Origin of the sequence: Rhizobium aethiopicum (genome assembly GCF_014197535.1) — a bacterium.
In the GTDB taxonomy this organism is placed as follows: domain Bacteria; phylum Pseudomonadota; class Alphaproteobacteria; order Rhizobiales; family Rhizobiaceae; genus Rhizobium; species Rhizobium aethiopicum_A.
This window is the reverse complement of the sequence record NZ_JACIFV010000003.1, coordinates 191,526-216,057: the sequence shown is the minus strand read 5'-3', so window position 1 is coordinate 216,057 and position 24,532 is coordinate 191,526. Positions and strand designations below refer to the sequence as shown.

Sequence of the window (24,532 nt, the reverse complement as noted above, 5' to 3'; positions counted from 1 at the left end):
CAACCCGCCGGGTGGTTAACTTGATTGCACGATCACAGCTGCGACGAATTTGAAGCCGCCTCAATAGGATAGAACGGAGGCGTTCTCGGGCTCCTCAGATTTTTCGGCGCGGGGTCTGGCGCCGGAATTCCACCATGATTATATCTCGCGACAATTTGCGCTTGCATTTTAATCGATGTTTAGCGCAGCATTAAATTAGAGACTGCATTTTTTGAAGAAGACCGTTACGCGACCAATCTGAACAGCCGCCAACGGCCTGGATGCGGGCATCAGGTCCGGACAAAGGGCGCTATTTGTGAATATTAATTCTTTAATTCAATTGCTTGTCATTCTGGAAGAGTGCCCAAATCCGGACGCCGTCGTCACCGAGCTCGAGCAGGTCCTCCACGGTTCCGGTTTCGAGTATTACGGTCTGCTGCGACATTTGCAGCAAAACCCGGCGCAGCAGAAGATCGAACTGCGCGCCGCGCCGCTTGCCGGCCGCTGGCCGGAACAATGGCTACAGATATATGCCGCAAAAAAATATGTCCGGATCGATCCGATGGTGCGTTATCTCGCGCATGCGCAACGGCCCTTCCGCTGGCGGGAGAGCATGGCAGCCTTCGACGGTGACGCGCATCAGCGCCGCATGGAGCAGATGATGGTCGATGCCTTCGGCCACGGATTGGAGGACGGCTATCTCTTTCCGATTCATGGGCGCAACGGCATTCTCGGCAGCCTCAGCCTCGGCGGCAAGCCGATCGATTTGTCGCCGGTGGAAATCGCGCTGCTCGAGGCCGTGGCGCGCAAGACCTTCTGGCGATTGCTTGACCTGAAAGGCGAGGCTGAGGCGCTGGAAACGATGCTGCCGACTGAGACGCCGCTGACGCGGCGCGAGATGGAAATCCTCCACTATCTTGCCGAAGGCATGACGTCGATGGAGATCAGCAAAATGTTGAAGATCTCAAACCATACCGTCGACTGGTACATGAACGGTCTGCAGGGCAAGCTGAAGGCAAAGAACAGGCAGCAGGCAGTGGCGCTTGCCTTCCGCCACGGTCTGATAAGCTAGGCTTTTCTATCCATCTCGGTGGAAATCGCTGCATACCGCCGGCCGACATGTCCTGGCATGGCGAGAAAGTGCATTTCGCAGTCGCAAGAGAAATTGAACTTCCCGTGACAAGAAGTTAAGAATTTTCTTCGCGGGTGCAGCATGCCCGCGTCTGAACGACGGAGGAGACCGTTTTGCCCATATCCAAGATACTCGTTGCCAACCGCTCCGAAATAGCCATTCGCGTCTTCCGCGCGGCCAACGAGCTTGGAATAAAAACGGTGGCGATCTGGGCGGAGGAGGACAAGCTGGCGCTGCACCGCTTCAAGGCGGACGAGAGCTATCAGGTCGGACGCGGTCCGCATCTGGCGCGTGATCTCGGGCCGATCGAAAGCTATCTTTCGATCGACGAGGTGATCCGCGTCGCCAAGCTTTCCGGTGCCGACGCGATCCATCCGGGCTACGGCCTCTTGTCGGAAAGCCCGGAATTCGTCGATGCCTGCAACAAGGCCGGCATCATCTTCATCGGTCCGAAGGCCGATACGATGCGCCAGCTCGGCAACAAGGTCGCGGCGCGCAACCTGGCGATCTCGGTCGGCGTGCCGGTCGTGCCGGCAACCGAGCCGCTGCCGGACGACATGAAGGAAGTCGCCAGAATGGCGGCCGAGATCGGTTATCCCGTTATGCTGAAGGCCTCCTGGGGCGGCGGCGGGCGCGGCATGCGCGTCATTCGTTCCGAGGCCGATCTCGCCAAGGAGGTGACCGAAGCCAAGCGCGAGGCGATGGCCGCCTTCGGCAAGGATGAAGTCTATCTCGAAAAGCTCGTCGAGCGCGCCCGCCACGTCGAAAGCCAGATCCTCGGCGACACCCACGGCAATGTCGTGCATCTCTTCGAGCGCGACTGTTCCGTTCAGCGCCGCAATCAGAAGGTCGTCGAGCGCGCGCCGGCACCCTATCTTTCGGAAGCGCAGCGCCAGGAGCTTGCCGGCTATTCGCTGAAGATCGCAGAGGCGACGAACTATATCGGCGCCGGCACCGTCGAATATCTGATGGATGCCGATACCGGCAAATTCTACTTCATCGAAGTTAATCCGCGCATCCAGGTCGAGCACACGGTGACCGAAGTCGTCACCGGCATCGATATCGTCAAGGCGCAGATCCACATCCTCGACGGCTTTGCGATCGGCACGCCGCAATCGGGCGTGCCGAAGCAGGAAGACATCCGTCTCAACGGTCACGCCCTGCAGTGCCGCGTGACGACGGAAGATCCGGAACATAATTTCATTCCGGATTACGGCCGCATCACCGCCTATCGCTCGGCCTCCGGCTTCGGCATCCGCCTCGACGGCGGCACCTCTTATTCCGGCGCCATCATCACCCGCTATTACGATCCGCTGCTCGTCAAGGTCACGGCCTGGGCGCCGAACCCGCTGGAAGCCATTTCCCGCATGGACCGGGCGCTGCGCGAATTCCGTATCCGAGGTGTGGCCACCAATCTGACCTTCCTCGAAGCGATCATCGGCCACCCGAAATTCCGCGACAACAGCTATACGACCCGCTTCATCGACACGACGCCGGAGCTCTTCCAGCAGGTCAAACGCCAGGACCGCGCGACGAAACTCCTGACCTATCTCGCCGACGTCACCGTCAACGGACATCCCGAGGCCAAGGACAGGCCGAAGCCGCTGGAAAATGCCGCCAGACCGGTGGTGCCCTATGCCAATGGCAACGGCGTGAAGGATGGCACGAAGCAGCTTCTCGACACGCTTGGCCCGAAGAAATTCGGCGAATGGATGCGCAACGAGAAGCGGGTGCTTCTGACCGACACGACGATGCGCGACGGCCACCAGTCGCTGCTCGCCACCCGCATGCGCACCTATGACATCGCCCGCATTGCAGGCACCTATGCGCACGCGCTGCCGAACCTGCTCTCGCTCGAATGCTGGGGCGGCGCCACCTTCGACGTCTCGATGCGATTCCTCACGGAAGACCCGTGGGAGCGCCTGGCGCTGATCCGCGAGGGGGCGCCGAACCTGCTCCTGCAGATGCTGCTCCGCGGCGCCAATGGTGTGGGCTACACCAACTATCCCGACAATGTCGTCAAATACTTCGTCCGCCAGGCTGCCAAGGGCGGCATCGATCTCTTCCGCGTCTTCGACTGCCTGAACTGGGTCGAGAACATGCGGGTATCGATGGATGCCATTGCCGAGGAGAACAAGCTCTGCGAGGCGGCGATCTGCTATACCGGCGACATCCTGAACTCGGCGCGGCCGAAGTACGACTTGAAGTACTATACCGATCTTGCCGTCGAGCTCGAAAAGGCCGGCGCCCATATCATTGCGCTGAAAGACATGGCGGGTCTCCTGAAGCCTGCGGCGGCGAAGGTTCTGTTCAAGACGTTGCGCGAAGCGACCGGCCTGCCGATCCACTTCCACACGCATGATACATCGGGCATCGCGGCGGCGACCGTTCTTGCCGCGGTCGAAGCCGGCGTCGATGCCGTCGATGCGGCGATGGATGCGCTGTCCGGCAATACCTCGCAGCCCTGTCTCGGCTCGATCGTCGAGGCGCTCTCCGGCTCCGAGCGCGATCCCGGCCTGGATCCGGAATGGATCCGCCGCATTTCCTTCTATTGGGAAGCGGTGCGCAACCAGTATGCCGCCTTCGAAAGCGATCTCAAGGGGCCGGCATCGGAGGTCTATCTGCATGAAATGCCGGGCGGCCAGTTCACCAACCTCAAGGAGCAGGCCCGCTCGCTGGGGTTGGAAACCCGCTGGCATCAGGTGGCGCAGGCCTATGCCGACGCCAACCAGATGTTCGGCGACATCGTCAAGGTGACGCCATCCTCCAAGGTCGTTGGCGACATGGCGCTGATGATGGTCTCCCAGGACCTGACGGTCGCCGATGTCGTCAGCCCCGACCGCGAAGTCTCCTTCCCGGAATCGGTGGTGTCGATGCTGAAGGGCGATCTCGGCCAGCCACCGTCGGGATGGCCGGAAGCGCTGCAGAAGAAGGCATTGAAGGGCGAAAAACCCTATACGGTGCGTCCGGGCTCACTGCTGAAGGAAGCCGATCTCGATGCGGAACGCAAGGTCATCGAGAAGAAGCTGGAGCGTGAGGTCAGCGACTTCGAATTCGCTTCCTATCTGATGTATCCGAAGGTCTTCACCGACTTTGCGCTTGCCTCCGATACCTACGGCCCGGTTTCGGTGCTGCCGACGCCCGCCTATTTCTATGGGCTGGCAGACGGCGAGGAGCTGTTTGCCGATATCGAAAAGGGCAAGACGCTCGTCATCGTCAACCAGGCGATGAGCGCGACCGACAGCCAGGGCATGGTCACCGTCTTCTTCGAGCTCAACGGCCAGCCGCGCCGCATCAAGGTGCCCGATCGAGCCCATGGGGCGACCGGGGCAGCCGTGCGCCGCAAGGCCGAGGTCGGCAACGCCGCCCAGGTCGGCGCGCCGATGCCCGGCGTCATCAGCCGCGTCTTCGCCTCTTCAGGCCAGGTCGTCAGCGCCGGTGACGTGCTCGTCTCGATCGAGGCCATGAAGATGGAAACTGCGATCCATGCGGAAAAGGACGGCACCATTGCCGAAGTGCTGGTCAAGGCCGGCGACCAGATCGATGCGAAGGACCTGCTGGTGGTTTACGGCGGATGAGCGAACGGCACGAAAGGTTTCGTCCGCCCGTCCTTGCCAGGTCGGGCTGATCACCCGATTGTGTAGAGCCAGGCTGTTAAAAGACCGGCTTTTTCGAAAAGCGAATGGCCTCCTCGCCTTGCCCGGCGGGGAGGCTTTTTCGTAGACTTGCCTGCCTGCCCCTCCCAAGATCAATCAGGAAACGATTTCATGAGCAAATTGAAGATCGCCGTCATTGTCGGCAGCACTCGTATTGGCCGTTTTGCCGAACATCCGGCAAAATGGATTGCCGGGCTCGCCGGCCAGCGCTCCGATCTGGAAGTCGAGGTTCTCGATCTTCTCGACTATCCCATGCATTTCTTTGGCGAAGAGCGCGCCACCACGGCGGAAAGCGACACCGCCGAGCACTGGAAGAAGAAGCTGCGCGAATTTGACGGCTACATATTCACCGTCGCCGAGTACAATCATGCGCCGACGGCGGTTCTGAAGAACGCTATCGATCTCGGCGAGTTCATCCACAAGCCGGTCGCCTTCGTCGGTTACGGCGGCGTCGGCGGTGCGCGCGCCGTCGAGCATCTGAGGCTGATCTTCGTGGAAATGGGCGCCGCCTCGGTGAAAACGGGCGTGCACATCGCTTTCAACGAATATCTGAGCGTGCTCAAGGAAGGCAAGAGCCTTGGCGATTACCCGCACCTCAACGAGGCGGCCAAGAACCAGCTCGATCAGCTCATCTGGTGGGGCAACGCGTTGAAGGCAGCGCGTTCTGTCGTCACCTCAGCCTGAGGGCAGTTCGCCGAGAAGCAAAGCGTCTCACGTGAATCACGATTCACGTGAGACGTTTCAGATATCGTAAGTATGGGCGGCGTTGATCGTTGAGATGAAGCGCTTGGTGCGTTCGCGCTTGGGCGCGCTGAAAATGGCTTTCGCGCTGCCCGTTTCCACCACGCTTCCAGCCTCCAGGAAGACGACGTCATTGGCGATTTTCGAGGCGAGCCGGAGATCATGGGTGGCCATGACCATCGTCGTGCCTTCGCGGGCAAGCTGACCCAGCACATCGACCACTTCCGCCGAGAGTTCCGGATCGAGCGCCGAGGTCGGCTCGTCGCAGAGAAGCACCCGCGGCGACGGCGCGAGTGCTCGGGCGATTGCCACGCGTTGCTGCTGACCACCCGATAAGGTCGAGGGCCAGGCATCGGTCTTGTGCGCCATGCCGACCTTGGTCAGCAGTTCCATGGCGTGTTCGCGCGCTTTCTCCTTCGGCCACTTCAGCACCGTGACCAGACCTTCCATAACGTTTTCGATCGCGGTCTGATGCGGAAAGAGCTGGAAATTCTGGAAGACCATGCCGGTCTGACGGCGGATTTTCTGGATCGCCTGCCAGCCTAAGCGTTTGCCGGGCGCGAAGGAAAGCTCTTCCTCGCCGAGGCGGATCGCGCCCGAAGTTGGGATCTCGAGCAGGTTGATGCAGCGCAGTAGCGTGCTCTTGCCACCGCCGGACGGCCCGACGAGCGCGGTGACGCTGCCCTCGGGAATGCGGATGCTGATATCCTTCAGAATGACGGCATCGCCGAAGCGCTTCTCGATGTTGGAAAGCTCGATCATGCGTTTGCCTCCAGCATGCCGCCATAACGCGCGAAACGACGTTCCAGCCGCACCTGCAGCTGCGAGAGGACGGAGCTGAGGACGAGATAGATCAGCGCCGCCTCGATATAAAGGATCAGCGGCTCGTAGGTGGTGGCGACGATGCGTTGCGCCGCCTGGAAGAGCTCCGGCACGGTGATGGCGGCGGCAAGCGAGGTATCCTTGACCAGCGAGATGAAGGTGTTCGACAGAGGCGGCACGGCGACGCGGCCTGCCTGCGGCAGGATCGTCCGGCTCATCGCCTGACGCCAGCTCATGCCGATCGAATAGGCTGCTTCCCACTGGCCCTTCGGCACGGAGGAGATGACCGCGCGGATGATTTCGGAGCTGTAGGCGCCGATATTCAGGGTGAAGCCGATCAGCGCGGCAGGAAAGGCGTCGAGCAGGATGCCGATGCTCGGCAGGCCGTAAAAGATCACGAAGAGCTGAACGAGCAGTGGCGTGCCGCGAATAACCCAGACATAAAACCGGGCAATCGCCGCGACGGGCGCCGGACCGAAAAGACGGGCGATCGCCGTGATCAGGCCGAGGATCAGACCGAAGGTGAAGGAGAGCAGCGTCAGCGGAATGGTGAAGATCAATCCCGCCCAGAGGAGCGAGGGAAGCGATTCCGCCATCAGTTGGAGCCAGTGCGCCAAGGGACATTCCCTCTCATGGATTGAGTGGTGATATCTCGGAATACCCCTCCCCAACCCCTCCCCACAAGGGGGAGGGGCTTAATCCGCCTCCCGCGCTGCATTAAACAGCGACGGAGCTGCAAGTCGGGACGTTATTTTGAAATGAGGCGGTGCGCCACTAAAGCCCCTCCCCCTTGTGGGGAGGGGTTGGGGAGGGGACTTCTTTTCAAGTGGTGCTTACTTCGAAACGTCCTGGCCGAAATATTTGTCGGCGATCTTCTTGTAAGTGCCGTCGGCCTTGATATCGGCAAGCGCCTTGTTGATTTCGGCGAGAAGCTCCGGCTCGTTCTTACGGATGATGATGCCGGAATAATCGGCATTCTCCTGCTCGGCGGCGATCTTTACCGGCGCATCCGGCTTGTGCTTCTTGAAATCGAGGAAGGACAGGCTGTCGTTGATCGTCGCATCAGCGCGCTTGGTCAGCACGAGCTGGATCGACTGGTCGAAACCATCGGTGCCGACGAGCTCGGCGCCGGATTCGGTGGCAATCTTGCCGAAGTTGCTGGTTAGCGATTGGGCTGATTTCTTGCCCTTCAGGTCGGCGAAGGTCTTGATGCTGTCGTCGCCCTCGCGAACGATGAGCACGGCCTTGGAGGCGATATAGGGTTCGGAGAAATCGTATTTCTGCTTGCGAGCTTCGGTGATGCCGACCTGGTTGATGACAGTGTCGTAGCGCTTGGCGTCGAGGCCGGCGATCAGGCCGTCCCACTTGCCTTCGACGAATTCTGCCTGGACGCCGAGCTTGGCGGCGATGGCTTCGCCGATCTCCACGTCGAAGCCGACGAGCTTGCCGCTTTCGTCATGATAGGTGAAGGGCGCATAGGTGCCCTCGGTGCCGATCTTGAAGATGCCGGCCGATTTGATGGCGGCGAGGTTTTCGCCGGCATGGGCGGGCAGGAGGGCTGCGGCCTGAATAAGGGCAGCGGCGGCAACGGTTTTCAACCAGTTCATTGTTCTATCCATCCTTGGAAGGTTGCGATCGGATGAGCGATACTTTGCAGAAAACTAGGGCGCCGGAAGCGTAGAAAACTGCGAATAAAAGCAGCAACTGCAAATATTTTTCTCAATCGGTCAACTCCACGCACGAATTCCACGGAATTGGCGTCGCCGCGGTCGCGTTGCGGTCTTTTGCTCATCGACCGATCGAAGCCCGTGCGCTGTGATCATGCAGCTTTGTGTCACTGCGTCAGAAAATGTGTAACCGTGCATATTGTCTGCACGATCGTAAGCGTTTATACACGTTTACATCAGTTCAGCCATTTGATCCGGTAGGAACATGCAGGATTTTCTGTTGCGAGAGCGTCAAGGCGTTATTTCCGAGCGGCTGCGGCTGAATGGCCGGGTGCTGGCGGCGGAGCTTGCGCTCGAATTCGGCGTCTCCGAGGATACGGTGCGGCGCGACCTGCGCGAGATGGCGGCGGCAGGCCTCTGCGAGCGGGTCTATGGCGGCGCATTGCCGGTGTCGCCGGCGCATGGAAGCCTGACGCAGCGCACGGGATTTGCTGCCGACCGCAAGCAGGCCGTGGCGCGGGCTGCGGCAAAGCAGATCGCTGCCGGTTCCTGCGTGTTTTTCGATGCCGGCAGCACCAATCTGGCGATTGCCAATGCCCTGCCTGCCGAACTCGAACTGACGGCTGCGACGAATGCGCCGGTGATCGCCGCAGCGCTCATCGACAAACCCGCCGTCAACGTCATCCTGATCGGCGGCATGGTGGACCGGCAGACAGGCGGCGCCCTCGGCGCCAAGGCCTTGCGGGATATGGAACAGATTTCGCCCGATCTCTGCATTCTCGGCGCCTGCGGCATCGATCTCGAGGCCGGCATCACGACCTTCGGTTTCGAGGATGCGGAGTTCAAGCGGTTTGCAGCATCGAGAAGCAAAAGGGTTATGGCGGCGGTGACCTCGGAGAAATTCGGCACGGCTGCGCCCCACAGCATCCTTCCGGTTGCGCATTGCGAGTGCCTGGTCGTCGAGCACGACGTCGATCCCGCCATTCTTGCGGGTTATCGCGAGCGCGGCTGCCGCACCGTCATCGCCGAAAAAACGAACTGAGCCGCCGTCGCGGAGTTTAGAAAAACGGGTGCTCCCAAGCCCGAGAGCGAGGAAAGCCCGAGAGCGAGGAAAGACCGAAAATGGACAGTCATGTGAATGCGCCGTCGGGGGTCCGCAGCGGCTTCATCACCAGAAGCAGGGCGGCGGTTTCCCTGCTCTTTCTCATGAACGGCTTTGTCGTCGGCTGCTGGGCGCCGAAGATCCCGGATTTTGCCGAGCGGCTCGGGCTGAGCAAGTTCGAGCTCGGGCTGATGATCATCGTGTTCGGCGTCGGCTCGCTGGTCATGATGCCGATCGCGGGTGCGCAGATTGCCAGGCATGGCTCACGGGTCGTTGTTCGGGCAACCGCCGTCTGCGTGCTGCCGCTGCTCCTGGCTCTGACGCTCGCGCCGAATGTGATTACCGCGGCAATCTCGCTCTTCCTGTTCGGCGGCTTCATCGGCGCCATGGATGTGGCGATGAACGCCAATGCGGTGTCTGTCGAAAAATCCATGCGCCGCGCCATCATGTCGTCCTGTCATGCCTTCTGGAGCCTCGGCGGCTTGATCGGCTCGGGCCTCGGCGGCATCGTGATCGCCAAACTCGGCGTTCTCGGCCATGCCCAGCTCGCGACCGTGCTGGCGGCGATCTTCCTCGCTCTGGCATGGCCGATGATCCTTGCGGATCCGCCCCATCCCGACGCCAAAAAAGAGAAGACGAGGCTGCCGATGGTGCCGCTGCCGTGGCTGCTCGGCTTGATGGCGCTGTTCTCCATGGTGCCGGAAGGCGCGGTTCTGGATTGGGGCGCGCTCTATCTCCGGCAGGACATGGATGCGTCGGTGGCGCTTTCAGGTCTCGGTTTCGCAGCCTTTTCGGCGACCATGGCGACCATGCGCTTTGCCGGCGATCTGGTGCGCGACCGCCTCGGAGGCGTCAAGACACTGCGCATCTGCACGCTGTTTGCCATTGTCGGCATGTTGCTGGCGAGCCTCGCGCCGGACGCAGAGATCGCCATTCTGGGCTTTGCCCTTTGCGGCATCGGCATATCAAACATGGTGCCGATCGCTTTCTCGGCTGCAGGCAATATTCCCGGCCTCAAACCCGGCATCGGCATCTCGGTCGTCACGACGATGGGCTATTCCGGCATGCTGGTCGCGCCGTCGGTGATCGGCTTCGTTGCCGAGCATATCGGCTTTGCCGTCGTCTTTATGGCGCTGCCGGTGCTGCTGCTGTTCGTTCTCATGTTCTCCAAGCTGGCCCATTATGCCGACGGGGTCTCCGGAGGCGGCCACTGAGCCGCCCCGGAACAAAAGTGATATGGGAGGCGGTTGACAAGCAGCCGGGCTTGATCCACCTGAAAGGCACTGTTTTTAGGGGTGCAAGAACTCTGCATGTTGTCAGCCGCCGATTTTGATCCGAAACCGCGCCGCGCTTCCGTCGCCGTCGACGTCGGCGGCGTCATCGTTGGCGGCGGCGCGCCGATCGTCGTGCAATCGATGACGAATACCGACACGGCCGATATCGATTCGACCGTTGCGCAGGTCGCGGCCCTTCACCGGGCGGGCTCGGAACTGGTGCGCATCACCGTCGATCGCGACGAGAGTGCGGCTGCCGTGCCGAAGATCCGCGAGCGGCTGCTGCGGCTCGGCATGGACGTGCCGCTGATCGGCGACTTCCACTATATCGGCCACAAGCTGCTTGCCGATCATCCTGCCTGTGCCGAGGCGCTGGCGAAATACCGCATCAATCCCGGCAATGTCGGCTTCAAGGACAAGAAGGACAAGCAGTTCGCCGAGATCATCGAGATGGCGATCCGCTACGACAAGCCGGTGCGCATCGGCGTCAACTGGGGCTCGCTCGATCAGGACCTGTTGACGGCGCTGATGGATCAGAATGCCGAGGCCGGCTCGCCGCAGTCGGCCAGGCAGGTGACGCGCGAGGCGATCGTGCAGTCGGCGCTGCTTTCGGCCGCCCTTGCCGAGGAAATCGGCTTGCCGCGCAACCGCATCATCCTGTCGGCCAAGGTCAGCCAGGTGCAGGACCTGATCGCCGTCAATTCGATGCTCGCCGAGCGTTCGAACCATGCGCTGCATCTCGGCCTGACCGAAGCCGGCATGGGCAGCAAGGGCATCGTTGCCTCGTCGGCTGCCATGGGCTTCGTGCTGCAGCACGGCATCGGCGATACGATCCGCGTCTCACTGACGCCCGAGCCGAACGGCGACCGCACCCGCGAAGTCCAGGTGGCGCAGGAAATTCTGCAGGTCATGGGCTTCCGGCAGTTCGTACCGGTGGTTGCCGCCTGTCCCGGCTGCGGACGCACGACCTCGACGGTGTTCCAGGAGCTGGCGCAGAACATCCAGAACGACATTCGCAAGAACATGCCGGTCTGGCGTGAGAAATATCCAGGCGTCGAGGCGCTGAACGTCGCCGTCATGGGCTGCATCGTCAACGGGCCTGGCGAAAGCAAACATGCCGATATCGGCATTTCGCTTCCCGGCACCGGTGAGACGCCAGCCGCTCCCGTTTTCATCGACGGCAAGAAAGCGCTGACGCTGCGCGGCCCCAACATCGCCGCCGATTTCGAGGCACTTGTCATCGATTATATCGAGCAGCGCTTCGGCCAGCGGACGGCGGCGGAATGAAGGCCCGCGCGTTCGAATGAGCCGGTATTGGTCTGATATCGTTAGCAAGCTTCGGCCCTACATCGCGGGCGAGCAGCCGCGCATTCCCGGCCTGGTCAAGCTCAACACCAATGAGAATCCCTACGGGCCGTCCCCAAAGGCGATCGAGGCGATCAGGCAAGCGACGGACGATCGTCTGCGGCTCTATCCCGATCCCGCCGCCACCGAGTTGCGCGAGGCGATCGCCGCCCGTTTCGGGCTGACGGCCGAACAAGTATTCGTCGGCAACGGCTCCGATGAGGTTCTCGCCCATACGTTCCAGGCGCTGCTGAACCACGATCTGCCGCTTCTCTATCCCGATGTGACCTACAGCTTCTATCCGACCTATAGCCTGCTATATGGTGTCGAGACTATCGAGATACCTCTCGACGATCAGTTCCGGATGCGGCTGTCGGATTACGACAGACCATGCGGCGCGATCATCATCCCCAATCCGAATGCACCGACAGGTATCGGCCTGCCGCTGGCCGGGATCGAGGCGCTTCTTGCCGCCCATCCGGATGCGGTCGTCGTGATCGACGAGGCTTATGTCGATTTCGGCGGGGAAAGCGCCGTGCCGCTCATTTCTCGCTATCCCAACCTGCTGGTCATCCAAACCTTGTCGAAATCTCGTTCGTTCGCAGGTCTACGCGTCGGCTTCGCCCTGGGGCACCGGGATCTGATCGAGGCGCTGGTGCGGGTCAAGGACAGTTTCAATTCCTATCCGCTCGATCGCCTGGCACAGGTCGGCGCGACGGCGGCGATCAAAGACGAGGCGTGGTTCGAGACATGCCGGCGGAAAATCATCACCAGCCGGGAAAACCTCGTCCGGGAGCTTGAGGCGCTGGATTTCGAGGTGCTGCCGTCGCAGGCGAATTTCATTTTTGTGAGGCACGCAAGCCGGCCGGGCGTAGCCCTTCAAGCCGCTTTGCGGGAGCGCGATGTTCTCATCAGGCGCTTCGCCGAGCCGCGCATTTCGGAGTTCCTGCGCATCAGCATCGGCACCGACGCAGAATGCGCGCGGCTGGTTGCCGCTCTCAAGGAAATATTGGCGGCTTGATCCGACAGTTTAGCTCTTACGGTCGGCGATGAAATGCGCCGCGGCGGTGAGAACAAAGGCGCGAGCACCGTAGGGAGCAAGCAGATCTTCGGCATCGTGCACATGCCGACGAAGCTCGGCCTCGGCCCATTCCATGCCGTGGAGCGCCACGAGCGTGCCCTTGCCACGGCCTGCGTCCTTGCCCGTCGCCTTGCCCATGGTCTCAGTATCCGAAGTCAGGTCGAGAATATCATCGGCCAGCTGGAAGGCGAGGCCGATCTTTTCGCCGAAGGCGCGCAGGCGACGGCGATCTTCGGGCGGGCTTGCCGCGATAATGGCGCCAGCCTCGCAGGCGAAGCGGATCAGCGCGCCGGTTTTCATCGCCTGTAGGCGGATGATGCCGGCTTCGTCGGGAGCCTGCTTTTCCGCGGCAAGATCGAGCGCCTGGCCCCCGGCCATGCCGCCAAGACCGGCTGCCCGGGCGAGGGCAAGCACCAGCGCCGCTTTGCTCGTATCGGGAAGGGCCGTTTCCGGCGCGGCAACGATGTCGAAGGCGTAGGTCAGCAGGCTGTCGCCGGCGAGGATTGCGGTGGCTTCGTCGAACTTGATGTGCACTGTCGGTTTGCCGCGGCGCAGATCGTCATCGTCCATCGCCGGCAGGTCGTCATGCACGAGGGAATAGCAGTGAACGCATTCGAGTGCGGCGCCGACCCGAAGGGCCGCTTGCACATCGCCGCCGAGAAGGGCCGCACTTTCGGCAACAAGGAATGGGCGCAATCGCTTGCCGCCGTTCAGCACGGCATAATGCATGGCGCTGCGCAGGGTGTCGGGCCTGACGATTTCATCGGAAAGAGGGCTCGGTGAAAGCAATGTATCGAGCAGCGCCTCGATTTCTCGCGCGTTGTTGCTAAGCCTCGTCTCGAAAGTGTCCCGGTTCGCGTCCATGGGCGCTGTTTGGCATGGGGCATCGGGGCTTGCAACGGAATTGTCGATGACTGCCGCAAGATTTCCCTTGTGCTCTGGCATAAGCGGCTCACAGGCGTTATGAGAACGAAAGGGAGCAAAATGGGCTGGGGACATTGGATATAGCGACGGAGAGAGAGGATATCGCCGACATGCCGGCCCGTCGGCGATGGTTCGAAGATCGGCCTGTGCTGAAGCGTATCGTTCTTGGCTTGCTGGCCGTGCTGATCCTTCCTTACGCGCTGATCTTCCTCTACCTGCTGCCCTTCATCCATCCCGTCTCGACGCTGATGCTGCGCGATCTGGTGCTGCTGCGCGGCTATGACCGCCGATGGGTGTCGCTTGACGAGATCTCTCCGGTCCTGGTGCAATCGGTGATGATGTCCGAAGACGGGCAATATTGTTTCCATGGCGGCGTCGACTGGGCGGAGATGCGCATGCTGGTCGAGGACACGCTGAAAGGTCAGGCGACACGCGGCGGCAGCACGATCCCGATGCAGACGGCCAAGAACCTCTTTCTCTGGAACAGCCGCTCCTTCGTGCGCAAGGCGATGGAGCTTCCGCTCGCCGTCACCACGGATTTCGTCCTGTCGAAACGGCGGCTGATGGAAATCTATCTCAATATCGCCGAATGGGGTCCCGGCATTTACGGCATCGAGGCCGCCGCCCAGCATCATTTCAAGGTACCTGCCTCGAAGCTGACGCGGCGCCAGGCATCGCTGCTTGCCGTTTCGCTGCCGAACCCGATCGACCGCAAAGCAGGCAAGCCCGGACGAGGCCTTCGCCGGCTAGCCGGTGTCATCGAGAGACGCGCGCAGGGTTCGGGCGACTACATCAAGTGCATCTATGAGTGAGATCATAACTTGTCATTAGAAGCGGTGGCCGTCATCTGACATTCTTGGTTCTGCCATATGGGCGAATGCAATCCACCAGAGCCCCCGAGTCGCCCATGACCGCCCCGACCTTTTCTCCCGAGCTTCTGCTGTACTCGAAGACACACAATTCGAACCCGCCCTCCCATCTCGGCAGCCGCTATGGCAAGATCGGCGGCTTCCTGCCCGAAGCCGGCAACACCATCGTCTGCCACCCCGAGAAGGGTTCAAGAACGCTGACGGCGCTGATAGAGGCGCGTGAGAAATATCTGGCGATGCCCGAGGCGCCGCAATTTCTCTTCACGCCGATCTCGAGCCTTCACATGACGCTTTTCGAGGGCGTCATCGAGACCAGGCGCCGGCAGGACTGCTGGCCTATAGACCTCCCTCTCGAGACGCCGATCGACGATATGACCGAACTCATGGCGGCGCGGTTCGAAGGTTTCTCGATGGCGGAGCCCTTCAAAGTCGCCGTCGTCGAAGCCCGGCCGTCGGGCCTGCTTGTCGACGGAGCGACGGAGAAGGACCGCAAGGTCATGCGCGCCTGGCGCAACGCGCTTGCCGATCTTCTCGGCTATCGCCAGCCCAACCATATGGATTACAAGTTCCACATCACCTTCGCCTATGTGATCGAGCGGCTGGAGGATGAAGCCTTGCCGCGATGGCAGGCAATGCTCGACGAGGTGGCCGAGGATATCCGCCGCAGGGCCCCTGTTTTCGAGCTTGCGCCGCCGGCGTTCTGCGTGTTCGAGGACATGAACCACTTCCACGAACTGTTGATCTTCGATTTCGATGCCTGAACGGGAGAGGCCTATGGACAGACCGACGCTCTACATCGCCAACAAGAATTATTCTTCCTGGTCGTTCCGGCCGTGGATGGCGCTGACGGGCGCCGGCGTCGATTTCGAGGAAGTCCTGATCCCCTTCGACGATGCGGGCGGCAATCCCAACATCAAGGCGATATCGCCGAGCGGCAGGGTTCCGGTCCTGCAGCATGGTGGTTTGAAGATCTGGGAATCTCTGGCGATCATCGAATATGCCGCCGAGCTTTATCCGGACGCCGGCCTTTGGCCGCGCGACCGTGCCGAACGGGCGCTCGCCCGTTCTGTTTCGATGGAAATGCTTTCAGGCTTCCGAGCCCTGCGCAATGCCTGCCCGATGAATATTCGTCGGCCGAGAGGCGGGATCGCATTGCCTGACGGCGTCGACGCCGATGTCGGCCGTATCGAGACGATCTGGCGAGACCTCCTTCAGAAATCCGGCGGACCGTTTCTCTTTGGGCGCTTCAGTGGCGCGGATGCGATGTTTGCGCCTGTGGTCAACCGGTTCGACGTCTATGATCTCGTCAGCCGGGAAGATACACTCATCTATATGGAGACGATGAAGTCGCATTCGGCCTGGCGGAAATGGGAAGAAGCGGCCCGTGCCGAGCCCTGGATCGTGGCGGAAGACGAGGTCTGAGGCTCGAATCATCGGCTTCGCAAAAAATATGCATGGGGACTGGTCAAGGCCGCCCCTTGCATGTATAAGCGCGCAAAATTTCCGAAATCGCGACATGTCCGTTTCGGCCGCCAGTCTGGCCGTGGGAATGTTTTGCCCGCAAGTGGAGTAAGAAAAATGGCTGTACCGAAGAGAAAAACGAGCCCGTCCAAGCGCGGCATGCGCCGTTCGGCTGACGCGCTGAAGGCTCCGACCTACGTCGAAGACAAGAATTCCGGCGAACTGCGCCGCCCGCACCATATCGATCTGAAGACCGGCATGTATCGCGGCCGCCAGGTTCTGACGCCGAAGGAAAGCGCATAATTTTCAGATCTGGATCATCCGATCGCAAGTTTCAAGGCCGGCTTCATGCCGGCCTTTTGCATTTCGGCAAGATAATATTTGCAACGACTTGCAGTAGGACAGCGGTTTGCGGCAGTATTCTTCCTGCGCAAGGAGATTGCCGATGGTAACCGCAATGCCGCTGATGATTATTCCGTTTGTTCTTTACAATCTGGCGATGCTCGGCCTGATGGGCGGCGGCGGCATCGCCGCCTTACAACATGACATCATCGTGCTATCGATGCTCTCGGGCGCGATCTGGAGCATGGCGCTCGGCGATCTCTTCATCGTCGTCGCCCTTGTCGTGTTGTTCTTCGAAATCCTGAAAGCAACCCGAACCGGGCCGGGCAACCTGCTCAACCACATATTGTCGATGCTGGTCTTCATCGCTTTCCTGGTCGAGTTTCTGCTCGTCCAGGACGCTGCGACGCAAGTGTTCTTCATTTTGATGACGATCGCTCTGATCGATGTGATCGGCGGTTTTGCCGTTTCGATCCGAAGCGCCGGGCGGGATGTCTCTATCGGCCTATAGGTTGTCGAGTTTGTTCTGGAGAGCGCGGAGCTGCTCCTTCAGCTCGTCGATATCCTTGGCCTCGGCCTTGCGGCTCTCCTTGGCCGCCGGCGGTGTCATGAAAGGCGAGAACATCTGCATTGCCTGCTGAAACAGCTCGGTATTGCGGCGAACCTGGTCCTCGACCATCTGCATCGGCAATTGCAGGTTCTTGCCGAGCGGCGTTTCGCCGAAGGCACGGTTTACCTGTTCGCGCATCTGGGACTGCTGCTCGCTGAAGGCGCGCATCGAATGTTCGAGGAAGCTCGGCACGACCATCTGCATCTGGTCACCGTAATAGGTGATCAGCTGGCGCAGGAAGGAGATCGGAAGCAGTGTGTTGCCGGTCTTCGATTCTTGCTCGAAGATGATCTGGGTCAGCACCGAATGGGTGATGTCATCCCCGCTTTTTGCGTCCTGGACGGTAAAATCTTCGCCCTTCTTCACCATCTCCGCCAGATCTTCCAGCGTCACGTAGGTGCTGGTGCCTGTATTGTATAGGCGGCGATTGGCGTATTTCTTGATGACTATCTGACCCTCGTTCTTCGCCATATCAGCCTCCTGAACCCCCGTCTGATTTTTGGATGTTCCTCCACTTCAGACTGTAAACGCAAAAGAAGGCTGGTGACAATCTCTTTGTGCGTTGCGGCAAACCTTTAACAGATCATACGAATTGGCTTTGCGGGCCGCCGGCGAAAAATGCCGGCGGCCGGTCTTCGCGTTTGACTTGTGCTCAAAGCTTTGCCAGTTTCCCCTTATGTAAGTGGGACGAAAAACGAGGAGCCTCCCCATGAGCAATTCATCCGTCGTCATCGCCAGCGCAGGTCGGACAGCCGTCGGCTCGTTCAACGGCGCTTTTGCAACGGTCCCCGCACATGAACTCGGCGCGGCCGTCATTAAGGGCGCGCTCGCGCGAGCCGGTGTCGACGCCGGCGAGGTGGATGAGGTGATCCTCGGCCAGGTGCTGGCCGCGGGCGAAGGCCAGAACCCGGCCCGTCAGGCGGCGATCAAGGCCGGCCTTCCGAAGGAAACGACGGCCTGGGGCGTCAACCAGCTCTGCGGCTCGGGCCTGCGCGCAGTCGCGCTCGGCATGCAGCAGATTGCCACCGGCGACGCCAGGATCATCGTTGCCGGCGGCCAGGAATCCATGTCGATGGCGCCGCATGCCGCGCATTTGCGCGGCGGTGTGAAGATGGGCGACATGAAGATGGTCGACACGATGATCAAGGACGGCCTGACCGATGCCTTCCACGGCTACCATATGGGCATCACCGCCGAGAATATTGCGCGGCAGTGGCAGCTGTCGCGCGACGAGCAGGATCAGTTCGCCGTCGCCTCCCAGAACAAGGCTGAAGCCGCGCAGAAGGCCGGCCGCTTCACCGACGAGATCATTCCCTACATTATCCAGACACGTAAGGGCGACGTGACCGTCGATGCCGACGAATATATCCGCCACGGCGCGACCCTCGAGGCGATGGGCAAGCTCCGTCCCGCCTTCGACAAGGATGACACTGTCACCGCCGCCAATGCCTCCGGTCTCAACGACGGCGCTGCCGCCGCCGTGCTGATGAGCGAGGCGGAAGCGGCCCGGCGCGGCATTCAGCCGCTTGCCCGCATCGTTTCCTGGGCAACGGCCGGCGTCGATCCATCAATCATGGGCACCGGCCCGATCCCGGCGTCGCGCAAGGCGCTGGAAAAGGCCGGATGGTCTGTGAACGATCTCGATCTCGTCGAGGCCAACGAGGCCTTCGCGGCTCAGGCTTGCGCCGTCAGCAAGGATCTCGGCTGGGATCCGTCGATCGTCAACGTCAATGGCGGGGCGATTGCGATCGGCCATCCGATCGGCGCCTCCGGCGCGCGCATTCTCAACACGCTGCTGTTCGAGATGAAGCGCCGCGGCGCGAAGAAGGGCCTCGCAACGCTTTGCATCGGCGGCGGCATGGGCGTCGCCATGTGCTTTGAAGCGCTTTAAATAGCATACGATCCGTCATTGATTGAAATGCCGCCACGAGCGGGCGAAAACACAGAGGGGGAGCGGAACATGAGCAGAGTGGCTCTGGTCACCGGAGGTACACGCGGCATCGGCGCAGCGATATCCATGGCGCTGAAAAATGCCGGCTACAGGGTTGCGGCCACTTATGCCGGTAATGACGAGAAGGCTCATGCCTTCCACGACGTCACCGGCGTTGCGGTATTCAAATGGGATGTTTCGGACTACGCTGCCTGCGGTGAAGGGATCACCAAGGTCGAACGAGAGATCGGACCGGTCGAAATCCTCGTCAACAATGCCGGCATCACCCGCGACGCGATGTTCCACAAGATGACGCCGCAACAGTGGCACGAGGTGATCAACACCAACCTCACCGGCCTGTTCAACATGACGCATCAGGTCTGGACAGGCATGCGCGACCGCAGCTTCGGCCGCATTGTCAACATCTCGTCGATCAACGGCCAGAAAGGCCAGATGGGCCAGGCAAACTATTCCGCGGCCAAGGCGGGCGATCTCGGCTTTACCAAGGCGCTTGCCCAGGAAGGCGCGGCGAAAAACATCACCGTCAATGCCATCTGCCCCGGTTATATCGGGACGGAAATGGTGCTTGCCGTGCCGGAGAAAGTGCTGAATGAACGCATCATTCCGCAGATCCCGGTCGGCCGTCTCGGCGAACCGGAAGAAATCGCGCGCTGCGTCACCTTCCTCGTCTCCGACGATGCCGGCTTCATCACCGGTTCGACGCTGACGGCCAATGGCGGGCAGTTCTTCGTTTAAGACAGGACGAACGTTTGTCGATTTGCAAAGGCGCGTTGCAGGACGCGCCTTTGCTTTTTGTTCGGGAGGTCAGAAGCGGTTGCCGGTGTTCCGATCCCGCTGAACCCGAATCTTGACCGGCACTCGCTGCCGCGAGCGATCGCCGCTACGAAGAGCTGAGACCGCGGATGTCAGGGAAAGCCGCGGCGACGAGAATAGCGACGGTGGAATTCAGGTCAATCTGGTCCATGCGAATATTCCTTTCAGTGCCTCGGGCCATGGTGCCAGCCCTGCGCTCACGAAGGAAACATGCGCCCAGCAAGTGGGCGCCGGTAGATTTGACTTTCACGACCAATCGTCAACGTCACGTTGACACCCGCCGGCAAAGAAAACGGGCGCCGAAGCGCCCGTTGGGAAGTCCGATATGCGTTTGACGGTCAGTAGCGGCAACGGGCCTCGTAGCGGCGGCCGTAACGGTCGCGATAGACGCAGTAGCCGCGGCGTTCGACCGACTGGCCGATGAGAGCGCCGGTCAGACCGCCGGCAACGGCGCCGACGGCGGCACCACCCCAGCTGTTGGTGACGGCACCACCGATGACCGCGCCGGTGCCGGCGCCGATCGCCGTGCCCTGCTCGGTCGCCGTGCAGGATGCGAGAGCGCCCACGAGCGCGCCGATAAGAACAATCTTCTTCATCATGTCGTAACTCCCCAGGTTGTCGGGCTTTAGATGCGGCCCATTAGTACAAGGATAATGATAATGACGAGAACTAGCCCCAAACCGCCAGAAGGTCCATAGCCCCAGCCACGGCTATAACCCCAGTTTGGCAGAGCTCCGATCAAGAGCAGAATGAGGATAACGAGAAGTATCGTGCCAAGCATGGTGTTTTTCCTTCATTTCATCCGCAATCTGGATGGACAAGAAACACGCATTGGCGATTTTTGTTCCCGGTTGGGCGCGTAAATTAGGACGCAAGGCGATTCATGGTTTGCGATCCGTCACCCCTCACAAATCGCCTGTATGGTTAAAAAGGCATTTAAATACAATATGTTGCGGTGAACAAAGCGGGAAGGTCTCGATGTCTCCGATTCGTCGGTGATTCGTTCCGTTTTTGATCGGCCCAGTGGCGCAAGCCTGCCAGGCTTAAGGCTGTGTGAATTTGCTCGCCGGAATATTAACACCGACGTGACGAGACCTTTCCGCCTGCCCCGCATCTAGCGGCGGAACATCACGACGCCACCAGATTTGGCCGTGAACGAAAGGGGAAAACAGCGCAGTCGGCGATTCGTCGCCGATTCGTTCCGGATTTGATCGAAGGGTTAATTTCGGCGGATTTTTCACTTAGCAAAAAGCGCATGACTGACCGCCGGCAGCGCGACAAAATTGCGAACAGGAGAGAGTCCCGCGATTCAGCATTTAGTAGGAAAAAGTGATTCAAAATCAATACTTAGCCGTGAACAAAAGCTGAATCAGCGGGAGTCAGCGATTCGTCTCTGATTCGTTCTCACGCTGTTCCAAATCGGAGATGCGGACCTTCCGGACGACTCGCAAAGGTCGCAATCCCCGGCGCATTTTGAAATCTGCCCTTGCGTTTGCGGCGGCAGCTGTCCATGTGTTCTGTGCCTCTATCGAGATGGCAAAACTTTTCCCGGGGCGCGCCTGCCTCACTTGCATGGACCATGACTCTGACTTCGCAGCCGATGATTCTGAGCGGGCGCGGTGTGACCGCGGTGCTTGGACCAACCAATACCGGTAAGACCCATTATGCCATCGAGCGCATGGTCGCACACGGGACCGGCGTGATCGGCCTGCCGCTTAGGCTCCTGGCCCGCGAGGTCTATACGCGGGTGGTGGAGAAGGTCGGTTTGCAGAACGTGGCGCTGGTCACCGGCGAAGAAAAGATTTCGCCGCCCAATGCGCGTTTTTCCGTCTGCACGGTCGAGGCGATGCCGCGGGAGACCAAAGCCTCCTTTGTCGCGATCGACGAGGTGCAGCTCGCCGGCGATCTCGAGCGTGGCCATATCTTCACCGACCGCATCCTGCACCTTCGCGGCCGTGATGAAACGCTGCTGCTGGGTGCAGGGACGATGCGGCCGATCCTGCAGCACATCCTGCCCGGGATTACGATCGTCGAGCGGCCGCGGCTTTCGCACCTCCTTTACGCCGGGCAGAAGAAGATCACCCGGCTGCCGCAGCGTTCCGCGATCGTCGCCTTTTCCGCCGATGAGGTCTATGCCATCGCCGAGCTCATCCGCCGGCAGCGCGGCGGCGCGGCGGTCGTGCTGGGGGCGCTCAGCCCCCGCACCCGCAATGCACAGGTCGCGCTCTATCAGGCGGGCGACGTCGAATATCTGGTGGCGACCGATGCGATCGGCATGGGCCTCAACCTCGATGTCGATCACGTCGCCTTCGCCCAGGACCGGAAATTCGACGGCTACCAATTCCGCAACCTCAATCCGGCCGAACTCGGCCAGATCGCCGGCCGCGCCGGCCGGCACGTGCGGGACGGCACCTTCGGCGTCACCGGACAGGTCTCGCCCTTCGACGAGGAACTGGTGCAGCGCATCGAGGGACATGAATTCGACAACGTCAAGGTTCTGCAGTGGCGCACGACGGAGATGGACTTCTCCTCGATTCAGTCGCTGCGAGCCAGCCTGGAGGCCGGGCCGCGCGTGCCCGGCCTGACGCGGACGCTGCCGGCGGTCGACCAGCAGGCGCTCGAGCAGCTTTCGCGCTACCCCGAGGTAATGGACCTCGCCGACAGGCCGGCCCGCGTCGAAAAACTCTGGGAGGCTTGCGCCCTGCCCGACTACCGGCGTATCACTCCGGCCCAACATGCCGATCTTATTTCGACCCTCTTTTCCGATCTCGTGCGCTATGGCACGGTGAACGAGCAGTTTCTTGCGGAGCAGGTTCATCGCTCGGATCGAACTGATGGGGAAATTGACACGCTTTCGGCGCGAATCGCGCAGATAAGGACCTGGACCTACGTTTCGAATCGGCCCGGCTGGCTTGCCGATCCGACACATTGGCAGGAAAAGACGCGGGAAATCGAAGATCGATTGTCCGATGCGTTACATGAAAGGTTGACGAAACGCTTTGTTGATCGCAGGACATCTGTGCTCATGAAGCGCCTGAGAGAGAATGCGATGCTGGAAGCTGAAATCAGTGTGAATGGCGATGTCTTCGTTGAAGGACATCATGTAGGGCAGTTGAGCGGATTCCGTTTCACCCCGGTGGCGGGAACGGATGGACCGGATGCCAAGGCGGTTCAGGCTGCGTCGCAGAAGGCGCTCGCGCTCGAGTTCGAGGCCCGTGCGGCCCGGCTGCATGCCGCGGGCAACAGCGATCTGGCGATCGGTTCGGATGGCTTGATCCGTTGGCTCGGCGATCCGGTGGCGCGGCTTTCGGGCAGCGACCACGTCATGCGTCCGCGTGTGATCCTGCTTGCCGACGAGCAGTTGACGGGCAACGCCCGCGATCACGTCGCCGCCCGTATCGAACGTTTCGTCAATCATCACATCAGCACGGTATTGAAGCCGCTGGACGATCTGTCGCGCGCCGAAGACCTGCAGGGTCTTGCCAAGGGCCTTGCCTTCCAGCTGGTCGAAAATCTCGGCGTGCTCTTCCGCCGTGACGTCACCGAGGAGGTGAAGTCGCTGGATCAGGAGGCTCGCGCCTCCATGCGCCGCTACGGCGTGCGTTTCGGTGCCTATCATATCTTTGTTCCGGCCCTTCTGAAGCCGGCACCGGCCGAACTGATCACGCTGCTCTGGGCGTTGAAGAACGACGGTCTCGACAAGCCGGGCTACGGCGATCTCATTCCCGTGCTTGCCGCCGGGCGCACCTCGGTCGTCACCGATCCGAGCTTCGAGCGGATGTTCTACAAGCTCGCCGGCTTCCGTTTCCTCGGCAAGCGCGCCGTGCGCATCGACATTCTGGAGCGGCTCGCCGATATCATTCGTCCGCTGCTGCAATGGAAGCCCGGTCAGAGCAATCGTCCGGAAGGCGCCTATGACGGTCGCCGTTTCACGACGACGACGGCGATGCTGTCGATTCTTGGGGCGACGCTCGAGGACATGGAAGAGATCCTCAAGGGCCTCGGCTATCGCGCCGATGCCGTGAAGGCGGAAGAGGCGTCGGCCCATCTTGCGGCGCAAGACGCAGCTTCAGCCCCTGCCGCCTCCGCGGAAGCATCCGCGGAAGAAGCGGCGGAAAAAGCCGATCACGATGATGCCGACGGAGCGAGCGAAGAGGCTGCTTCCGAGCCATCCGCAGCCGAGCCGGCTTCGACGGCGGCCGATGTCCCCGCGACAGAAGCGAACGACGGCAACGCTGCGGCCGAAGTGACTGAGGCAACCGCTACAGCAGAGGCTGCCGCTTCCGGGGAAGCTGGCGAGCCGGCGGAACCGAAGCCGGTTCTTTTGTGGCGTCTCGGCGGCCGCAATGACAATCATCGCCAGGCACGCGGCGGCCATGGCGAACGCCGGGGCGGCCAGAACCAGGAGCGCGGCGAGCGCAATCGCCGTCCGAACGGTGGTGAAGGCGGCGAGGGCAACCGTGGCGGCGACGGGCGCGACAACCGCCACGGCCGCGGCAAGGACGGTGGCGGCCGCGACGGCGGCAGGCCGCAGCAGGCAAGGGGCGAGCGCAAGGACCAGCCGCGCGGTGATCGTCAGGATCGTGGCGACCGGAAGGACCGCGGCGAGCGTAACGATCGCAATGACCGCAACGACCGCAACAACAATCGCGGCGCCCAGCCGCTGCGCTTCGAGGCTAAGCCGCCGCGCAAGGAGAAGCCGATCGATCCGGATTCGCCCTTCGCCAAGCTCGCAGCTCTCAAGGAACAGATGAAGAAGTAATC

22 protein-coding genes are annotated in these 24,532 nt (G+C 61.1%); 15 read left to right on the top strand and 7 right to left on the bottom strand.

Going from position 1 to position 24,532, the window contains the following annotated elements:
- Positions 1–295: 295 nt before the first annotated feature.
- The 3 genes from GGD53_RS06480 (at position 296) to GGD53_RS06470 (ending at position 5,451) form a co-directional block, all read left to right on the top strand.
- Entirely contained in the window at positions 296–1,051 is a 756-nt protein-coding gene (locus tag GGD53_RS06480; RefSeq protein WP_184454646.1) for a helix-turn-helix transcriptional regulator, read from the top strand.
- 173 nt (positions 1,052–1,224) lie between these two features.
- Positions 1,225–4,689, top strand: coding sequence for a pyruvate carboxylase (gene pyc, locus GGD53_RS06475; protein ID WP_184454644.1), 3,465 nt, complete (start codon positions 1,225–1,227; stop codon positions 4,687–4,689).
- A 189-nt stretch (positions 4,690–4,878) separates the two neighbouring features.
- Positions 4,879–5,451 carry an NADPH-dependent FMN reductase gene (locus tag GGD53_RS06470; RefSeq protein WP_184454642.1) on the top strand — a complete coding sequence of 191 codons (573 nt, stop codon included), beginning with the start codon at positions 4,879–4,881 and terminating at the stop codon, positions 5,449–5,451.
- Between the two features lie 57 nt (positions 5,452–5,508).
- Here GGD53_RS06470 and GGD53_RS06465 read toward each other — a convergent pair whose 3' ends face one another.
- The 3 genes from GGD53_RS06465 to GGD53_RS06455 form a co-directional block, all read right to left on the bottom strand.
- Positions 5,509–6,270 carry an amino acid ABC transporter ATP-binding protein gene (locus tag GGD53_RS06465; protein WP_184454640.1) on the bottom strand — a complete coding sequence of 254 codons (762 nt, stop codon included), beginning with the start codon at positions 6,268–6,270 and terminating at the stop codon, positions 5,509–5,511.
- Positions 6,267–6,947 carry an amino acid ABC transporter permease gene (locus GGD53_RS06460; protein WP_064805609.1) on the bottom strand — a complete coding sequence of 227 codons (681 nt, stop codon included), beginning with the start codon at positions 6,945–6,947 and terminating at the stop codon, positions 6,267–6,269. The genes GGD53_RS06465 and GGD53_RS06460 overlap by 4 nt, the downstream gene beginning before the upstream one ends.
- A 216-nt stretch (positions 6,948–7,163) precedes the next feature.
- On the bottom strand, positions 7,164–7,937 hold the full coding sequence (locus GGD53_RS06455; RefSeq protein WP_184454638.1) for an amino acid ABC transporter substrate-binding protein: 774 nt from the start codon (positions 7,935–7,937) through the stop codon (positions 7,164–7,166).
- A 325-nt stretch (positions 7,938–8,262) separates the two neighbouring features.
- Between GGD53_RS06455 and GGD53_RS06450 the strand changes: the two genes are divergently transcribed.
- From GGD53_RS06450 to hisC, 4 genes are all read left to right on the top strand, one after another.
- A complete protein-coding gene (locus GGD53_RS06450; RefSeq protein WP_184454636.1) occupies positions 8,263–9,039 on the top strand; it encodes a DeoR/GlpR family DNA-binding transcription regulator in 777 nt (258 codons plus the stop codon).
- Between the two features lie 80 nt (positions 9,040–9,119).
- A complete protein-coding gene (locus GGD53_RS06445) occupies positions 9,120–10,313 on the top strand; it encodes an MFS transporter (RefSeq protein WP_184454634.1) in 1,194 nt (397 codons plus the stop codon).
- Between the two features lie 96 nt (positions 10,314–10,409).
- Positions 10,410–11,660 carry a flavodoxin-dependent (E)-4-hydroxy-3-methylbut-2-enyl-diphosphate synthase gene (gene ispG / locus GGD53_RS06440; RefSeq protein ID WP_184454632.1) on the top strand — a complete coding sequence of 417 codons (1,251 nt, stop codon included), beginning with the start codon at positions 10,410–10,412 and terminating at the stop codon, positions 11,658–11,660.
- A 16-nt stretch (positions 11,661–11,676) separates the two neighbouring features.
- Positions 11,677–12,738, top strand: a complete 1,062-nt coding sequence (gene hisC, locus GGD53_RS06435) for a histidinol-phosphate transaminase (RefSeq protein ID WP_184454630.1) — start codon at positions 11,677–11,679, stop codon at positions 12,736–12,738.
- Between the two features lie 9 nt (positions 12,739–12,747).
- On the opposite strand, the gene GGD53_RS06430 is transcribed toward hisC, so the two are convergent.
- A complete protein-coding gene (locus GGD53_RS06430) occupies positions 12,748–13,662 on the bottom strand; it encodes a polyprenyl synthetase family protein (RefSeq protein ID WP_184454627.1) in 915 nt (304 codons plus the stop codon).
- 134 nt (positions 13,663–13,796) lie between these two features.
- On the opposite strand from GGD53_RS06430, the gene mtgA reads away from it, so the two are divergent.
- The 5 genes from mtgA to GGD53_RS06405 all read left to right on the top strand — a co-directional run bounded on the left by mtgA (position 13,797) and on the right by GGD53_RS06405 (position 16,905).
- Positions 13,797–14,534: a monofunctional biosynthetic peptidoglycan transglycosylase gene (gene mtgA / locus GGD53_RS06425; protein ID WP_184454625.1), complete on the top strand. Its 738-nt coding sequence runs from the start codon at positions 13,797–13,799 to the stop codon at positions 14,532–14,534.
- A gap of 95 nt (positions 14,535–14,629) precedes the next feature.
- Positions 14,630–15,352 carry a DUF1868 domain-containing protein gene (locus tag GGD53_RS06420; protein WP_184454623.1) on the top strand — a complete coding sequence of 241 codons (723 nt, stop codon included), beginning with the start codon at positions 14,630–14,632 and terminating at the stop codon, positions 15,350–15,352.
- Between the two features lie 13 nt (positions 15,353–15,365).
- Complete coding sequence (locus GGD53_RS06415; protein WP_184454621.1) at positions 15,366–16,013, top strand: glutathione S-transferase family protein; 648 nt, start codon at positions 15,366–15,368, stop codon at positions 16,011–16,013.
- 156 nt (positions 16,014–16,169) lie between these two features.
- On the top strand, positions 16,170–16,355 hold the full coding sequence (gene rpmF, locus GGD53_RS06410; protein WP_003543812.1) for a 50S ribosomal protein L32: 186 nt from the start codon (positions 16,170–16,172) through the stop codon (positions 16,353–16,355).
- Positions 16,356–16,497: 142 nt separating this feature from the next.
- Positions 16,498–16,905, top strand: a complete 408-nt coding sequence (locus tag GGD53_RS06405) for a hypothetical protein (protein WP_184454619.1) — start codon at positions 16,498–16,500, stop codon at positions 16,903–16,905.
- On the opposite strand, the gene phaR is transcribed toward GGD53_RS06405, so the two are convergent.
- Complete coding sequence (gene phaR / locus GGD53_RS06400) at positions 16,900–17,475, bottom strand: polyhydroxyalkanoate synthesis repressor PhaR (protein ID WP_064805627.1); 576 nt, start codon at positions 17,473–17,475, stop codon at positions 16,900–16,902. The genes GGD53_RS06405 and phaR overlap by 6 nt on opposite strands.
- Before the next feature lie 238 nt (positions 17,476–17,713).
- On the opposite strand from phaR, the gene GGD53_RS06395 reads away from it, so the two are divergent.
- Both GGD53_RS06395 and GGD53_RS06390 read left to right on the top strand, forming a co-directional pair.
- The gene (locus tag GGD53_RS06395; protein WP_184454617.1) at positions 17,714–18,895 is read left to right on the top strand and encodes an acetyl-CoA C-acetyltransferase; all 1,182 of its coding nucleotides are present in this window, start codon (positions 17,714–17,716) and stop codon (positions 18,893–18,895) included.
- Between the two features lie 69 nt (positions 18,896–18,964).
- Positions 18,965–19,690, top strand: coding sequence for a beta-ketoacyl-ACP reductase (locus tag GGD53_RS06390; protein ID WP_184454615.1), 726 nt, complete (start codon positions 18,965–18,967; stop codon positions 19,688–19,690).
- 416 nt (positions 19,691–20,106) lie between these two features.
- Here the strand turns inward: GGD53_RS06390 and GGD53_RS06385 are convergent, their stop codons facing one another.
- Both GGD53_RS06385 and GGD53_RS06380 read right to left on the bottom strand, forming a co-directional pair.
- The gene (locus tag GGD53_RS06385; RefSeq protein ID WP_003543792.1) at positions 20,107–20,367 is read right to left on the bottom strand and encodes a YMGG-like glycine zipper-containing protein; all 261 of its coding nucleotides are present in this window, start codon (positions 20,365–20,367) and stop codon (positions 20,107–20,109) included.
- A gap of 26 nt (positions 20,368–20,393) precedes the next feature.
- Positions 20,394–20,549, bottom strand: coding sequence for a DUF3309 family protein (locus tag GGD53_RS06380; RefSeq protein WP_003543790.1), 156 nt, complete (start codon positions 20,547–20,549; stop codon positions 20,394–20,396).
- A 798-nt stretch (positions 20,550–21,347) separates the two neighbouring features.
- On the opposite strand from GGD53_RS06380, the gene GGD53_RS06375 reads away from it, so the two are divergent.
- On the top strand, positions 21,348–24,530 hold the full coding sequence (locus GGD53_RS06375) for a helicase-related protein (protein ID WP_184454613.1): 3,183 nt from the start codon (positions 21,348–21,350) through the stop codon (positions 24,528–24,530).
- Positions 24,531–24,532: the final 2 nt, after the last annotated feature.

Bases quoted from the DNA above. Each gene is read 5' to 3' on its own strand.
- GGD53_RS06380 (WP_003543790.1), bottom strand. From the start codon at position 20,549: ATGCTTGGCACGATACTTCTCGTTATCCTCATTCTGCTCTTGATCGGA.
- ispG (WP_184454632.1), top strand. From the start codon at position 10,410: ATGTTGTCAGCCGCCGATTTTGATCCGAAACCGCGCCGCGCTTCCGTC.
- GGD53_RS06465 (WP_184454640.1), bottom strand. From the start codon at position 6,270: ATGATCGAGCTTTCCAACATCGAGAAGCGCTTCGGCGATGCCGTCATT.
- hisC (WP_184454630.1), top strand. From the start codon at position 11,677: ATGAGCCGGTATTGGTCTGATATCGTTAGCAAGCTTCGGCCCTACATC.
- GGD53_RS06415 (WP_184454621.1), top strand. From the start codon at position 15,366: ATGGACAGACCGACGCTCTACATCGCCAACAAGAATTATTCTTCCTGG.
- GGD53_RS06385 (WP_003543792.1), bottom strand. From the start codon at position 20,367: ATGATGAAGAAGATTGTTCTTATCGGCGCGCTCGTGGGCGCTCTCGCA.
- GGD53_RS06420 (WP_184454623.1), top strand. From the start codon at position 14,630: ATGACCGCCCCGACCTTTTCTCCCGAGCTTCTGCTGTACTCGAAGACA.
- GGD53_RS06445 (WP_184454634.1), top strand. From the start codon at position 9,120: ATGGACAGTCATGTGAATGCGCCGTCGGGGGTCCGCAGCGGCTTCATC.
- GGD53_RS06430 (WP_184454627.1), bottom strand. From the start codon at position 13,662: ATGGACGCGAACCGGGACACTTTCGAGACGAGGCTTAGCAACAACGCG.
- rpmF (WP_003543812.1), top strand. From the start codon at position 16,170: ATGGCTGTACCGAAGAGAAAAACGAGCCCGTCCAAGCGCGGCATGCGC.
- GGD53_RS06375 (WP_184454613.1), top strand. From the start codon at position 21,348: ATGACTCTGACTTCGCAGCCGATGATTCTGAGCGGGCGCGGTGTGACC.
- GGD53_RS06450 (WP_184454636.1), top strand. From the start codon at position 8,263: ATGCAGGATTTTCTGTTGCGAGAGCGTCAAGGCGTTATTTCCGAGCGG.
- GGD53_RS06405 (WP_184454619.1), top strand. From the start codon at position 16,498: ATGGTAACCGCAATGCCGCTGATGATTATTCCGTTTGTTCTTTACAAT.
- GGD53_RS06470 (WP_184454642.1), top strand. From the start codon at position 4,879: ATGAGCAAATTGAAGATCGCCGTCATTGTCGGCAGCACTCGTATTGGC.
- GGD53_RS06395 (WP_184454617.1), top strand. From the start codon at position 17,714: ATGAGCAATTCATCCGTCGTCATCGCCAGCGCAGGTCGGACAGCCGTC.
- GGD53_RS06390 (WP_184454615.1), top strand. From the start codon at position 18,965: ATGAGCAGAGTGGCTCTGGTCACCGGAGGTACACGCGGCATCGGCGCA.
- GGD53_RS06455 (WP_184454638.1), bottom strand. From the start codon at position 7,937: ATGAACTGGTTGAAAACCGTTGCCGCCGCTGCCCTTATTCAGGCCGCA.
- phaR (WP_064805627.1), bottom strand. From the start codon at position 17,475: ATGGCGAAGAACGAGGGTCAGATAGTCATCAAGAAATACGCCAATCGC.